Origin of the sequence: Rhodanobacter sp. DHG33, assembly GCF_014843005.1 — a bacterium.
In the GTDB taxonomy this organism is placed as follows: Bacteria; Pseudomonadota; Gammaproteobacteria; order Xanthomonadales; family Rhodanobacteraceae; genus Rhodanobacter_A.
On record NZ_JACYXM010000006.1, the window covers coordinates 281,785 to 294,796 of the forward strand.

Genomic DNA, 13,012 nt, shown 5'->3' on the forward strand with positions numbered 1-13,012 from the left:
GGCGATTATCGCAGAGCGCGCCGCAACATCGGGATCACGGTTTCGGCAGCCAGCGCGTCTCGTACAGGTCGAAGCGGCGGTCCTTGAGGTTCTGCACGGCGCCGGCGTTGCGGGCGCTGGCCAGGCTCTCCAGGTGCAGGTCGGCGAACAGCACGGTTTCACTGTTCGGGGTGGAGTCGGCGGCGATGCCGTCGCGCGCGAACGGGAAGTCGCTGGGGGTGAGGATGCAGCTCTGGCCGTACTGGATGTCGAAGTTGTTCACGCCGGGCAGGTTGCCCACGTTGCCGGAAAGCACCACGTAGCACTGGTTCTCCACCGCGCGGGCCTGCGAGCAGTAGCGCACGCGCAGATAGCCTTCGCGCACGTCGGTGCAGAACGGCACGAACAGGATCAATGCGCCCTGGTCCACCAGGTGCCGCGCCACTTCGGGGAACTCGCTGTCGTAGCAGATCATCACGCCGACCGGTCCGCAGTCGGTCTGCACCGTGGCGGCGCTGTCGCCGCCCGAGATGTTCCAGGTGATGCGCTCGCTGGGCGTGGGGTGCAGCTTCTCGCGCTCGTGGAGCGAACCGTCGCGCAGGCACACGTAACAGACGTTGTGGATGTCGCCGTTGGACTGCCGGGTGGGATGGGTGCCGGCAATGATGTTGATGTTGTAGTGCACGGCCAGCCGGCTGAACAGCTCCTTCACCTGCGGCGTGTATTCGCTGAGCTTGCGGATCGTTTCGGTGGGCGGCAGCTCGGTGTTCTCGATCGACAGCAGCTGCAGCGTGATCAGCTCGGGGAACACCACGAAGTCCGCGTTGTAGTCGGCGGCGATGTCGGTGAAGTATTCGACGTGGGTGGCGAACTCCTCGAACGAGGCGATGCGCCGCTGCAGATATTGCACCGAAGCCACGCGCACCGTGGTGGGCAGCTGGCGCGGCGAGGAGGTCGAGGGAATGTCGGGCTGGTCGAGCAGCATCGGGTTGCGCCACGCCAGGTGCACCGCATAGCCCAGCGACTCGTGATCCGATGGGACATAGTTGCGCAGCAGGCCGATCACCTCGAAGTCGTTGGCCAGCTGGAAGCTCAGCGTGAGGTCGCGGCGGCGCCCCTCCTGTACTGCCTGCACGTAGGCCTCGGCGCTGCCGTAGCGCTGGATGTTGCGCGCCAGCCCGGGGATGCGCCCGCCGAACACGATGCCGCGCAGCTTCAGGTCCATGCACAGCCGCTTGCGCGCCTGGTACAGGCGCTGGCCGATGCGCATGCGCCGGTAGTCGGGATGCACCACCACCTCGATGCCGTACAGCCAGTTGCCGTCCGGCTTGTGGCGCGAGGCCATGCCGCCGGCGGTGATTTGCACCCAGGTGTGCGGTGCCAGGGCGGTAGCCTCGTCGATGCGGAAGGTGGCGCAGTAGCCCACCAGTTGGCCTTCGTACTCCACTACGAACTGGCCCTGCGGGAAGTGCGTCTGCTGGGAGCGCAGCATTTCCGCCGAATAGCCGTTCTCGGGCGTGTAGATGCGTGCGGTGAGTTCGACCAGCGCCGGCACGTCGCCGGGCGCGGCCAATCGCAGGCGCAGTTTCGGGATGCGTTCACCGGTTTTCTTGGCCATGCGCGCATGCTGCGGTGACAAGAGTGAAGCGGATGCGAGCGTGGCGACTACAATGGCTCACCATGTGCGGGAGTCATTCATGAATCAGCTTGTTTGCCTGCGGCGGGTATCGCCATGAGCGCCGCCGTCAGTGGCTGGAGTGGCCGGGTCGACCTGCCGGAGGGCGCCTCCACGCGGCGCTGGCATCAGTGGGTGCGCGAACCGGCGGCAGGCAGTGTGCCAGGCGTAGCGGTGCTGGGTTTCGCCAGCGACGAAGGCGTGCGCCGCAACGGCGGTCGCTTAGGTGCGGCCGAAGGCCCCGCTGCGCTGCGCAAGATGCTTTCCAATCTGCCGCTGCTGGACGACACGCCGTTGTACGACGCGGGCGATGTCGATGTGGCCGATGGCGACCTGGAAGGCGCACAGCTGCGCTATGCCGCGAAACTCGCCGCCTTGCTCGACGCCGGCCACCTGCCGGTGGGACTGGGCGGCGGACACGAGATCGCGTTCGCCACGTATCAGGGCCTGGCCATGCATCTCGGCGAGCGTCGCCCGCGCGTGGCCATCGTCAACTTCGACGCGCATTTCGACCTTCGGCGGCAGGATCGCGCCAGTTCCGGCACGCCGTTCCTGCAGGCCATCGAACACGCCGCCGCGCGCGGATTGCCGCTGGATTACTGCGTGCTCGGCATCAGCGCCTCGGCGAACACGCGCGTGCTGTTCGAGACCGCCGACCAGCTCGGCGTGCATTACGTGCGCGACGACGAACTCGGTCCGCTCGACCTGCCTGCGCGCATCGCGCAGTTGCAGGAGAAGCTGGCGGACGTCGATGTCGTCTACCTCACGTTTTGCCTGGACGCGTTGCCGCATGCCATGGCGCCCGGCGTCAGCGCACCCAGCGCGCGCGGCGTGAGCATGGAAGTGGTCGAGCCGCTGCTGGACGCGATCGCGGCCACCGGCAAGCTGAAGGTGATGGACGTGGCGGAACTCTCGCCGCCGCTCGATCGCGACAACGTCACGGCGCGCGTCGCCGCACGGCTGATCCATCGCGTCACGCATGCCGCAGGGAAGGCCGCGAAGATCCGATGACGCTAGTCGGAGCGTGTCCTGCCCGCTCCGGCAGCACGTTCAGCGTTCCTTGAATTTTGCCTGGAGTCAGGTCGATAAGGCCTGGCTGAATCCGTCCGGCGGCCTTCGTCAGCGCGGTTTTGCACGAGGCGTTTTCAGCAGCACATACCCCACGAGGAGGAGTGCTGCCATGCGTCGTTTCATATCCGTCTGTCTGCTTGCCGTTGCCCTGCTTGGTGTCGGCACCACGCTCACTGGCTGCGTGATGGTCGCGCCGCCTCGCCATGCACGCGTGTGGGTGCCGGGCTACTGGGGTTCGGGTCACGTCTGGGTTGGCGGCTACTGGCGTTAACGCCGAACTTTGCGCGGTTCATGGCCGGGGCGCTGCGGCGCCTCGGCCGCCGATCTGCGATCACGCAGGAAATCGATGAACACGCGCAACTTCGGCGGCACCTGGAAGCGGCTGGGGTAGTAGAGGTGGAAGCCCTCGTAGGGCGGCAGCCAATCGTCCAGCACGCTTTCCAGTCGGCCATCGGCCAGTGCCTCGCGCGCGAACGGTTCCAGCACGGTGGCCAGGCCCGCGCCTTCGATGGCGGCGCGCACGCCCAGCGGAATGCTGTTGACCGTAAGCCGGCCATGCACCGAGACATCGAACCATTGGCCCTTGCGCGGCCCGGTCTTGTGGGCGAACTCCCAGCGATAGATCGCGCGACTGCTGATCTTGCGGAAGTTGATGCAGTCGTGCGCCTCCAAGTCGCGCGGCTGCTTTGGCCGTTCGTGCCGCGCGAAGTAGTCGGGCGAGCCGACCACCACCGAGCGCATCGGGCCGCCCACCGGCAGCGCCACCATGTCCCGCTGCAGGCTTTCGCCGAGACGGATGCCGGCGTCGAAACCCTCGGCGATCAGGTCGCTGAAACCGTTGTCCACATGGATGTCCAACTGCACGTCAGGCCAGCGCGCCATGAATTCGCCGAGCAGGGGATCGAGCAGGGCGGTAGCCACCACGTCCGGCACGGTGATGCGCAGCAGGCCGGCGGGACGGTCGCCGTGCTGGCGCAATGCGTCCATGGCCGCATCCAGTTCGTTCAACGCGGGGGCGATCCGCTGCAGCAGTTCGTGCCCGGCTTCGCTGAGGCCCACGCGCCGCGTGGTGCGGTGGAGCAGGCGCGTGCCGAGCTGGGTTTCCAGCTGGCGCAGGGTCTGGCTCAACGCGGAAGCGGTAACGTCCAGCGCCGCCGCCGCACGGGTGAAGCTGCCGTGTTCTGCGATGGCTCGGAAGGCGCGCAGGGCGTAGTCGTCGCGCATGGCCGGGTTTCCAATTAATTAGCTGTGCTTGAAAGAGCATCAAGATGCTGGCGGTTTTTCGCGGCAATCGCAAGATGCAGACTGGCTCCCGTCCACCACCACGGGAGTTCGCCATGTCACTCGATGCCTACTACACCCTCGGCCGTTCCGGCCTGCGCGTCAGCCGCCTTGCCCTGGGCGCGATGACCTTCGGCGAGAGCTGGGGCTGGGGCGCCGACGCCGGCGTCGCCCGCGCCATGTTCGACCGCTATCTCGCCGCCGGTGGCAATTTCGTCGATACCGCTGATCTCTATACCGAAGGCGAAAGCGAGCGCCTGCTCGGCAAGTTCATCGCCGAAAGCGGCAGCCGCGACCGCGTGGTGCTGACTACCAAGTTCAGCTACAACGCCGAACCGGGCAATCCGAACGCCGGCGGCAACGGGCGCAAGAACATCCTGCGCGCGATCGACGGTTCGCTGCAGCGTCTCGGCACCGACTACATCGACCTCTACCTGCTGCACACCTGGGATCGCGTGACGCCGGCCGAGGAAGTGCTACGCACGCTGGACGACCTGGTGCGCGCGGGCAAGATTCGCTACGCCGGCCTGTCGGACGTGCCGGCCTGGTACGCCGCGCAGATCCAGACCTTGGCGCTGGCGCACCATCTGCAGCCGCTGGTGAACCTGCAACTGCAGTATTCGCTGGTCGAGCGCAACATCGAGCGCGAATACGCGCCGCTGGCACAGGAGCTGGGTTACGGCATCACGGCATGGAGCCCGCTGGGCATGGGCCTGCTCTCCGGCAAGTACAAGCCCAGCGAGACCGGCACCGATGGCGCGGGCGATGGCCGCATCCAGGCGCTGAAGGGCAGCGGCCTGGTATCGCTGCTGGACAAGTTCACGCCGCGCAACTGGGCCATCGTGGGCGCCGTCGAGCGAGTGGCTCGCGAGCACGGTCTGTCGATGGCGCAGGTGGCGATCCAGTGGGCCGTGCGTCGCCCGGCCATCGGCTCGGTGATCCTCGGCGCACGCACGCTGGAACAGTTCGAGGACAATCTCGCCGCGCTGGACAAGCCGTTGCCCGACGACGCCCTGCGTGCGCTGGACGAAATCTCCGCGCTGCCGCAGCAGTTTCCCTACAGTTTCTTCGAACAGGCGCAGCAGGAGCGCATCCACGGCGGCGCTGCCGTGGGCGACAAGCCGGATGGCTATCGCGCGCCGGTGCGCGTGGCCGCGGCGGCGGCCGACGCCATGCAGAGTCTGGCCGTGACCAATGCGCGCTGAGGAGCAGCACATGTCCATCCAACAGATCGATGTCGAGCACGCCCGCCTCCATGCCGAGCAGGCGGGCCGCGGCGAAACCGTCGCCATGCTGCACGGCTTCCTGGTCGACAGCGGCCAGTGGGATCACGAGTTCGCCGCGCTGTCGCGCGATCGCCATGTCTTGCGCTACGACGCGCGCGGCTTTGGCCGATCGACCATCGAGCCCGGCGCGTATGCGCACCACGAGGACCTCGCCGCCGTGCTCGATGCCTGCGGCGTGCAGCGCGCCGCACTGCTGGCCTGTTCGGGCGGTGCGGCGACCGCGCTGGATTTCGCGCTGGCGTATCCCGAGCGGGTGAGCGCGATGGTGTTCGTGGGTGCCGGGTACTGGGGGCAGTTCGCCCATGCCACGCCCGCGGCGCGCGCTTTCCTGCAGGCGCTGGGCAGCTACGACGTGGCGGGCATGATCGACAGTTCGCTGCGTGCCTTCACCGACGGTCCGCGCCGCCTGCCGCAGGACGTCGATGCGGCCGTGCGCCATCGCACGCGCGAGATGACGGCAAACAATTTCCGGCGCGCATCCAACTACTGGCGGCGCGCCGCCGACGACCAGCGCGCACCGCAACCTTCGGTGCTGGACCGCCTGCACGAGATCGCTGCGCCGACCCTGCTGATTTCCGGCACCGAGGATCAGCCCGAGGCGATCGCGCTGTCCGAACGCATGGCTGCCGGCATTCCCACGGCGCAATTCCTGCTGCTGCAGGGCGCCGGTCATCACACCAACATGGAGGCGCCGGACGCGGTACTGGCCGAAACGCGCCGCTGGCTGGCGAAATACGCGGTATGAGTTGGAATGGCTGCACCGCCTATCGCACGGGTGACGCCGCTCCCAGGTCTTCGACACAAGCTGCTCGTAACCCCAACGGACTGGAAGCCATTTCTTCGGGGCACTTTTCTTGACTCTGGTTGCTCTGTCCTCGAACCAGCGGTCAGTTTCGTCGCTCGCCACAGTTTCCGTGGTGGCGCGGGGCCGTAGAGAAAAGGTTGCTCAGGCACCGAGATTCCAGCCACAAAAAAGCCGCGTCGGCCAAGACCGACGCGGCTTTACGCTGCGCAGGGGGAGGAGATCCTGCGCGAACGTCCTTACTGACCGCTGGTGGTCGTCGAACCGGTAGCGGCCTTCTGCTGGGCGCGGAACTGCTCCCACTGCTGGCGACGGGCCTGGGCCTGCGCCTTCTGGGCGGCCAGCTGCGACTGCTGGGCCGGGGTCAGCACGTTGTAGATCTGCGCGCGGATGTTGGCCATCTGCTGCACGCGGGCCGTGGTGGCGGCGCCTTCGGCCTGGGCCAGCGAGGCGGCGGCGGCCTGGTAGCCGGCGTCGGTCGGGCTCATCGCCTCGAACGCTTCATGCTGTTGGCGCAGGGCCTGACGCTGGCTCTTGTTCTGCTCGAAGTTGCTCTTCATGATCTGCTTGATGCTGGCCTTCTGAGCATCGGTCAGGTTGAGCTTGTGGAAATCCATCATGCCGTGGCGGCCGCCATGGTGACCCCAGCCGCCGGGGCCGCCCGGACCAGGGGCGCCCTGGGCTGCGACGGCGAAGCTGCCGATGGCCAAAGCCGAGCTGAGGGCCAGGCCGAGAATGAGGTTCTTGCGCATGGTTGTCGCCTCTTGCGTTGGGGAAGTGGAACGTGTGGCTATTGGACGACACCCCGATGTGTATGTTCTTTGCGCTAGCGTAAAGATGGGTAAAGCCCCTGCCGCATGCCGCCTCCGAGCCATTCAAATAACGCCATGACCCGCATCCTGATCGCCGACGACGACCGCGAACTCTGCCGCCTCCTGTCCGAGTACCTGCAGCGCGAAGGCTTCGCCGTGGATCTCGCCCACGACGGCGAGGAGGCGCTGGCGCGGCTGCACAACGCGGCGCAGCGGCCGGATCTGCTGATCCTCGACGTGATGATGCCGGGCCGCGACGGCCTGGAGACACTGCGCGAGCTGCGCATGAAATACCGCCTGCCGGTGATCATGCTTTCCGCGCGCGGAGAGCCGGTAGACCGCGTGGTGGGGCTGGAGCTGGGGGCGGACGATTACCTCTCCAAACCCTGCCTGCCGCGCGAACTGCTGGCCCGTGTGCGCGCGCAGCTGCGGCGCCACGCGCCGGGCGCCGCCGCCGCGGGCGAGCTGCAGCTCGGCGTGTTGAAACTGTTCCCCGGCGAGCGCCGCGCGCTGGTCGAGGAGCGGGAGCTGTCGCTCACCGGGGCCGAATTCCAGCTGTTGCTGGCGCTGGCGCAGCGTGCGGGGGAGCTGGTGGACAAGGTCGCGCTCACGCGCCTCGCGCTGGGCCGCGAGCTGGAGCGCTACGACCGCAGCATCGACGTGCACGTGAGCCGCGTCCGGCACAAGCTGGCCGAGGCCTCCGCGCAGGCACCGCGCATCGATTCCGTACGTGGCGCCGGCTACGTGTTGCTGGTGGGTACGCCATGAACCCGTTCAAGAGTTCGCTGTACTGGCGGCTGCTGCTGTGGTTCTGCGCGGTGAACCTGCTGGTGCTGGCGCTGGGCGGCTTCCTCACGCAGCGTTTCGTGGAATACAGGACCGCAGTGCAGGTCGACTGGGCGGCCGTGGCGCAATCGGCCGAGCAGGCCTACGACCGGGGCGGGCAGTCCGCGCTGGCGGACTGGGCCGGCCAGCAGCGCCACGATGGCGTCTTCATCGAAGCCACGCTGTTCCAGGATGGTCAGCCCTTGCTGCCCATCCGGCTGCCGCCGCCGCTCCGCGATGCGCTGCCCGACATGCTGGCGGCCAACCGCAGCCTGGAGCTGAAGCCGTGGCGCAGCGAGTTCATGTACCTGGCGGTGGAGCCCGTGGTCGGTGCGGACGGCCAGCAGCGGCAGCTGGTGGCGATCAGTCGTTCGCATACGCGGTTGCCGCCGCAGACGCGCGAAAAGATCCTGCTGGCCGTGCAGTGCATGCTGTCGCTGCTGTTTATCGGCCTGGTGGGCTGGTGGGTGGCGCGCAGCGTGGCCAAGCCGGTGCAGGCGCTGCGCAATGCGACGCAAAGGATGGCCGCGGGCGAGCTGTCCGCGCGCGTGGATCACCCCGGCGGCGCCGCGCGCGACGAGCTGGTCCAGCTTGCCGGCGACTTCGATGCCATGGCCGAGCGCATCGAGGCGCTGGTCACGCACGACCGCCGCGTGCTGCAGGACCTTTCGCACGAATTGCGCTCGCCGCTGGCGCGACTGCAGCTGATCCTCGACCTGGCCCAGCGCAGCACCGATCCCGCGGCGGCGGAGCGCTACTTCCGCCAGGCCGAGCAGGAGATCGCCCGGCTCGACCGCATGACCGGCGACATGCTGGCGCTGTCGCGCATGGAGGGCGGCCTGCCGGGCATGGAACGCGAGCGGCTGGATCTTGCCGAACTCGCACACGACGGCCTGCAGCAGGCGTCGCTGGAAGCGGACGCGCGCCACATCCAACTGCAATGGCAGGCCAGTGACGCGCCGCTCGAAGTGATCGGCAGCCCTGTGCTGCTGGAACGTGCGCTGGGCAACCTGATCTCGAACGCCATCAAGTACAGCCCGGAAGGGGGCAGCGTGGAAGTCTCGGCATGCGTCGTCGATGGGCAAGCCGAATGCCTGGTGCGCGACCACGGCCCAGGTGTCCCCGAAGGCGAGCTGACATCGCTGTTCCGGCCGTTCTTCCGCGGCAGCAACGCTTCGCGTGCCGAAGGCCACGGCCTCGGCCTGGCCATCGCGCAACGCGTGGCCAAGGCGCACGGCGGCGAGATCCTCGCGCGCAATGGCGAAGGCGATGGCCTCGAAGTCAGGCTGAGGTTGCCGGTGGCTGGCGATTGAAGGCGCCCATGCGCCACGGACGCGGGAATGGACGAAGGATTTCTCCGCGGTTCAAGGACCTCCTGTGGATACTCGCCGCCGGCATCGCCGTGCTGTATTTCGTCGTGCCTGCAGCGCTCCTGCGCTGGGACATCGACCGGCTGGTATTCAGCGCGCAGTCCAATGACCGGACGCACGAGGACAAGCGGTTTGACGTCGCCGTCTCGCCTGAAGCCACCGTCGTGGTGCGCCGATACGGCATGGCCGGCCAGGCCTGCGCTTTTTTCTTTCCAGGGCAGCATGGCGGCATCGGTACCTACGAGAGAACGCTTTTCCCCTTGATCCGGGAGGGTAGGGCCGATGTCTACGCGATTTCATACCCCGGGCAGGATGGGGCGAAGGGGCACTCCTATATCGCCCTCTTGCCCGACCAGATTGCGCTGGCACTGGCGCAGGTAAGCAAGGCGACTCGCTGCGGGATGAGCCGCAGCGTCTTCGTCGGCCGCTCGCTTGGCGCAACCATGGCGCTTGTGGAAGCAACGAAATTCAAGCCCAAGGGTGTGCTCGTTGATGGACTCGGGGCGGATCTGTCCAGCGTCATCCGTGCATGGATCCGTCGGCATCCGGCGTTGATCGGCTGGCAGATGCTCCCGGTGCGCGGGTTGCTGGGACGATGGGACTATTCCGCCGCATCGCTTTTGAGGCAAATTCCGTCGGTGCCCGTAGCGATCTATCAGGGAACCGCCGACGTGGTGACGCCCTATGCCCTGGCGCGGAGTGCGGCATCGGGGCAGCCGAATGTGGCATTCACGACGGTGGATGGCGGTACGCATCAAGATACCTACATGCTTGCCGGAGCTGCGTATGCCAGGAGCCTGCACCAGTTGCTGGAAGCGGATATTTCGCGGAGTAGATGACACTGTTTGATGCCACCGTACTGCCGATGCGTCGCCATGCCTTCGCCGCCGTGGGACTGGCGCTGTGCGCGGCGCTGTTCTTCACGATGACCTACGTGCTCAACCGCAGCCTGGTGAACGGCGGCGGCCATTGGGCGTGGGCGGTGATCCTGCGCTACCTCATCACCTTGCCGCTGCTGGCGTTGGCGCTGCCATGGCGTGGCGGTCTGGGCGAATTGCCGCGCGAGCTGCGTATGCATCCGCGCGCATGGCTGACGTGGAGCAGCGTGGGTTTCGTGCTGTTCGGCGTGCCGCTCACCTGGGCGGCGGGCAGTGGCCCGGCGTGGCTGGTCGCCGGTAGTTTCCAGACCACGGTACTGGCTGGGCCGCTGCTGGCGCCGCTGATCTATCGCGATGCGCGCCGCCGGCTCGCGTGGCCTACGCTGGCGATCGGCGCGCTGATCGTAGCCGGCGTGTTCGCGTTGCAGTGGGGTCATGCGCACGGTCATCTGAGTACTGGCGACTGGCTGGCGGCGGGTGCGGTGGTGTTTTCCGCGTTCGCCTATCCGCTCGGCAACCGCATGCTGCTGCTGCATCTGGAGACCAGCGCCTATCGGGTGAATGCTCTGCAGCGGGTGTTCGGCATGACACTGTGCAGCTGGCCGTCGTGGCTGCTGATCGCCGCCGTTGCATGGCACACGATCGGACTGCCGGGCTGGCGGGAAGTCTTGCTGGCGGGTGGGGTGGCCCTGTCCTCGGGCGTGATCGCCACCGTGCTGTTCTTCGCCGCCACCGATCGCGTGCGCACGCAGCCCACCGCGCTGGCCGCGGTGGAGGCGATGCAGGCGGCAGAGCTGCTGTTCACCACGGTGCTGGGCGCGGCCCTGCTCGGCGAGGCGTGGCCGCATGGCTGGGCCTTGCTCGGCGCGCTGGCCATCGTCGTGGGTATTGCGCTGTTCGGCTGGGTCAGCGGACGCGAAGCGGCGGGCGACGACGAAGCCGTGCGCGCGTTGCGTGGCGACCGCAGTGCGTGAAATTCGATCGAGCACCTGCCGCCGGCAGGTGCTCCGCATCGATCAGAGCTGCCCGATCAGCAACTGCACCGCCAGGCTGCTCACCGACACCGCCGCCCACACGCCCAGCCCCAGCAGGATCGGCCGCGGGCCGCTGGCGATCATCTTGCGCAGGTTGGCGGACAGGCCGATGGCGGTGAGCGCGACGATGATGAGGAACTCGGCGGCGGCGTGCAGCACGGGCTGGATGGCGGCGGGGATCAGCCCGGCGGTACGCAGCGCCGAGGCCACCAGGAACCACAGGATGAACCACGGGAAGATGCGGCGCAGGCTGAAGTCGGTGGCGCCCTTCTTCTTTTCGCGCGCGGCGACCGCGAAGGCCAGGATCAGGCAGATCGGGATGATCAGCGTGGCGCGCGTGAGCTTGACGATGGTGGCGTAGTCGCCCGCCGCGTGGCTGAAGCTGTAGCCCGCGGCCACCACCGACGAGGTGTCGTTGATCGCGGTGCCGGCCCACAGGCCGAAGCCCAGGTCGCTGAGGTGCAGCAGGTGGCCGAGCAACGGGAACAGCAGCACCGCCACCACGTTGAACAGGAAGATGGTGGAGATCGCGAAGGCGGTGTCGTGCTCGTCGGGCTTGATGATGGGCGTGACTGCGGCGATGGCCGAGCCGCCGCAGATTGCGGTGCCCACGCCGATCAGGATCTTCAGCTTGTCGTGCACACCCAGCCAGCGGCCCAGCGCCCACGCGCTGAGGAAGGCTACGGTCAGTGTCACCAGGGTCACCGACAGCGATTCCAGGCCGGTCTTCGCCACCTGGGTGAGGCTGAGGCCGAAGCCCAGCGCGATGATCGACCACTGCAGCACCTGTTTGCCGGCGAAGGCGATGCCGGGCGTGAAGCGCGCGTTGGGCGAAACGGTGTTGCGCACCGCGATGCCGAGCAGGATGCCGATCACCGGACCGCCGATCAGCGGCATCAACCGGCCCAACCACCATGCGAGCAGCGCGATGGCGACGGCTAGCAGCAGGCCGGGTGCGCGGCTGCGCAGGGTGGGGCGGGCGAGGGCGGTGGCGAGCGGTGCGTTCATGGGGCGGCCTGCTGGGATGCGGCTATTGTCCTTGCCGCCATCGATCAGTAAAACTTGGAATATCTGATCGCGTGTATAAGGCCAAATGATGAACAACATCAGCCCGCGCCAGCTCGAGGTGTTCGTGCAGATCGCGCTGCTAGGCGGCGTGCGCGCCGCCGCCGAGCGCCTGTATATGACCCAGCCTGCCGCCAGCATGGCGCTGGCCGAGCTCGAACGGCAGCTCGATGCGCCGCTGTTTGCCCGCGAACGCGGCCGGCTGCGGCTCAACCCGCGCGGCCGCGAACTGCTGCCGCTGGCGCAGGAGCTGTTGGAGCGCCACGCCGAATTCGGCCGGCGCGGCCGCGAGGAGGGCGATGCGCTGTCTGGCGAGCTGCGCATCGGCGCCAGCAACACCGTGGGCAACTACCGCGTGGGCGAGCTGCTGGGCGAGTTCGTGCGTGCGCACCCGCAGGTGGCGATCCGCCTGCGCGTGGCGAACACCGACGCGATCGCCGCGGCGATGCTGGAACACAGCCTGGATCTCGGCTGCGTGGAAGGGCCGGTGACGCACCCGCAACTGGAGGTGCGGCCATGGCGCGACGATTCGCTGGTGGTATGCGCGCCGCCCGACCATCCGCTGGCGCGCAAGCGCGGCTTGAAGCCTGCCGACTTCGCCGGCGCAAGCTGGGTGATGCGCGAGCCGGGTTCCGCCACGCGCGCCACCAGCGAACGCGTGCTGTCGCAACTGCCGCCCGGCGAGACCGTGCTGGAGCTGGACCAGATCGAGGCGATCAAGCAGGCGGTGATCGCCGGCCTCGGCATCGCCTGCCTGCCGCAGGTGGCGGTGGTCGACGCACTGGCCACGGGGCGGCTGAAGGCGCTGAAGACGCCCTTCCTCGACCTGCAGCGCAAGCTGTCGATGCTGGTCCACAAGCAGAAATACCGCGGAGCGTTGCTGGACGCGTTCATCGCGCAGGCGGGGTTGGTCCGCTGACGGTTTGCCGTCGGG

Annotated in this window: 13 protein-coding genes; 9 read left to right on the forward strand and 4 right to left on the reverse strand. The window is 67.7% G+C overall.

What is annotated here, in order from left to right:
• Positions 1–34 precede the first annotated feature (34 nt).
• Positions 35–1,597, reverse strand: coding sequence for a bifunctional GNAT family N-acetyltransferase/carbon-nitrogen hydrolase family protein (locus tag IHE46_RS12805; RefSeq protein ID WP_192165026.1), 1,563 nt, complete (start codon positions 1,595–1,597; stop codon positions 35–37).
• 114 nt (positions 1,598–1,711) lie between these two features.
• Between IHE46_RS12805 and hutG the strand changes: the two genes are divergently transcribed.
• Positions 1,712–2,665, forward strand: a complete 954-nt coding sequence (gene hutG / locus IHE46_RS12810; RefSeq protein ID WP_192165027.1) for a formimidoylglutamase — start codon at positions 1,712–1,714, stop codon at positions 2,663–2,665.
• A 169-nt stretch (positions 2,666–2,834) separates the two neighbouring features.
• Positions 2,835–2,996 (forward strand): hypothetical protein, encoded by a 162-nt coding sequence (locus IHE46_RS12815; RefSeq protein WP_192165028.1) that lies wholly within the window; start codon positions 2,835–2,837, stop codon positions 2,994–2,996.
• On the opposite strand, the gene IHE46_RS12820 is transcribed toward IHE46_RS12815, so the two are convergent.
• Positions 2,993–3,949 carry a LysR family transcriptional regulator gene (locus IHE46_RS12820; RefSeq protein WP_192165029.1) on the reverse strand — a complete coding sequence of 319 codons (957 nt, stop codon included), beginning with the start codon at positions 3,947–3,949 and terminating at the stop codon, positions 2,993–2,995. The two genes, IHE46_RS12815 and IHE46_RS12820, sit on opposite strands and share 4 nt — an antisense overlap.
• Positions 3,950–4,062: 113 nt before the next feature.
• On the opposite strand from IHE46_RS12820, the gene IHE46_RS12825 reads away from it, so the two are divergent.
• Together IHE46_RS12825 and IHE46_RS12830 are read left to right on the forward strand one after the other, a co-directional pair.
• Entirely contained in the window at positions 4,063–5,211 is a 1,149-nt protein-coding gene (locus tag IHE46_RS12825; RefSeq protein ID WP_192165030.1) for an aldo/keto reductase, read from the forward strand.
• A gap of 10 nt (positions 5,212–5,221) precedes the next feature.
• Positions 5,222–6,037 carry an alpha/beta fold hydrolase gene (locus IHE46_RS12830; protein WP_192165031.1) on the forward strand — a complete coding sequence of 272 codons (816 nt, stop codon included), beginning with the start codon at positions 5,222–5,224 and terminating at the stop codon, positions 6,035–6,037.
• 296 nt (positions 6,038–6,333) lie between these two features.
• Here IHE46_RS12830 and IHE46_RS12835 read toward each other — a convergent pair whose 3' ends face one another.
• Positions 6,334–6,846 (reverse strand): Spy/CpxP family protein refolding chaperone, encoded by a 513-nt coding sequence (locus IHE46_RS12835; protein WP_192165032.1) that lies wholly within the window; start codon positions 6,844–6,846, stop codon positions 6,334–6,336.
• 135 nt (positions 6,847–6,981) lie between these two features.
• Here IHE46_RS12835 and IHE46_RS12840 point away from each other — a divergent pair, with 135 nt between their 5' ends.
• The 4 genes from IHE46_RS12840 to IHE46_RS12855 are packed head-to-tail and all read left to right on the forward strand — an operon-like array spanning position 6,982 to position 10,953.
• The gene (locus tag IHE46_RS12840; RefSeq protein ID WP_192165033.1) at positions 6,982–7,674 is read left to right on the forward strand and encodes a response regulator transcription factor; all 693 of its coding nucleotides are present in this window, start codon (positions 6,982–6,984) and stop codon (positions 7,672–7,674) included.
• On the forward strand, positions 7,671–9,044 hold the full coding sequence (locus IHE46_RS12845) for a HAMP domain-containing sensor histidine kinase (RefSeq protein WP_192165034.1): 1,374 nt from the start codon (positions 7,671–7,673) through the stop codon (positions 9,042–9,044). Before IHE46_RS12840 ends, IHE46_RS12845 begins: the two co-directional genes overlap by 4 nt.
• Before the next feature lie 8 nt (positions 9,045–9,052).
• Positions 9,053–9,940, forward strand: coding sequence for an alpha/beta hydrolase (locus IHE46_RS12850; RefSeq protein WP_192165035.1), 888 nt, complete (start codon positions 9,053–9,055; stop codon positions 9,938–9,940).
• On the forward strand, positions 9,937–10,953 hold the full coding sequence (locus tag IHE46_RS12855) for a multidrug resistance efflux transporter family protein (RefSeq protein ID WP_225563036.1): 1,017 nt from the start codon (positions 9,937–9,939) through the stop codon (positions 10,951–10,953). Before IHE46_RS12850 ends, IHE46_RS12855 begins: the two co-directional genes overlap by 4 nt.
• Positions 10,954–10,995: 42 nt before the next feature.
• Here the strand turns inward: IHE46_RS12855 and IHE46_RS12860 are convergent, their stop codons facing one another.
• Positions 10,996–12,021, reverse strand: a complete 1,026-nt coding sequence (locus IHE46_RS12860; protein ID WP_192165036.1) for a putative sulfate exporter family transporter — start codon at positions 12,019–12,021, stop codon at positions 10,996–10,998.
• An 88-nt stretch (positions 12,022–12,109) separates the two neighbouring features.
• On the opposite strand from IHE46_RS12860, the gene IHE46_RS12865 reads away from it, so the two are divergent.
• Positions 12,110–12,997 (forward strand): LysR family transcriptional regulator, encoded by an 888-nt coding sequence (locus tag IHE46_RS12865; protein ID WP_192165037.1) that lies wholly within the window; start codon positions 12,110–12,112, stop codon positions 12,995–12,997.
• Positions 12,998–13,012 lie beyond the last annotated feature (15 nt).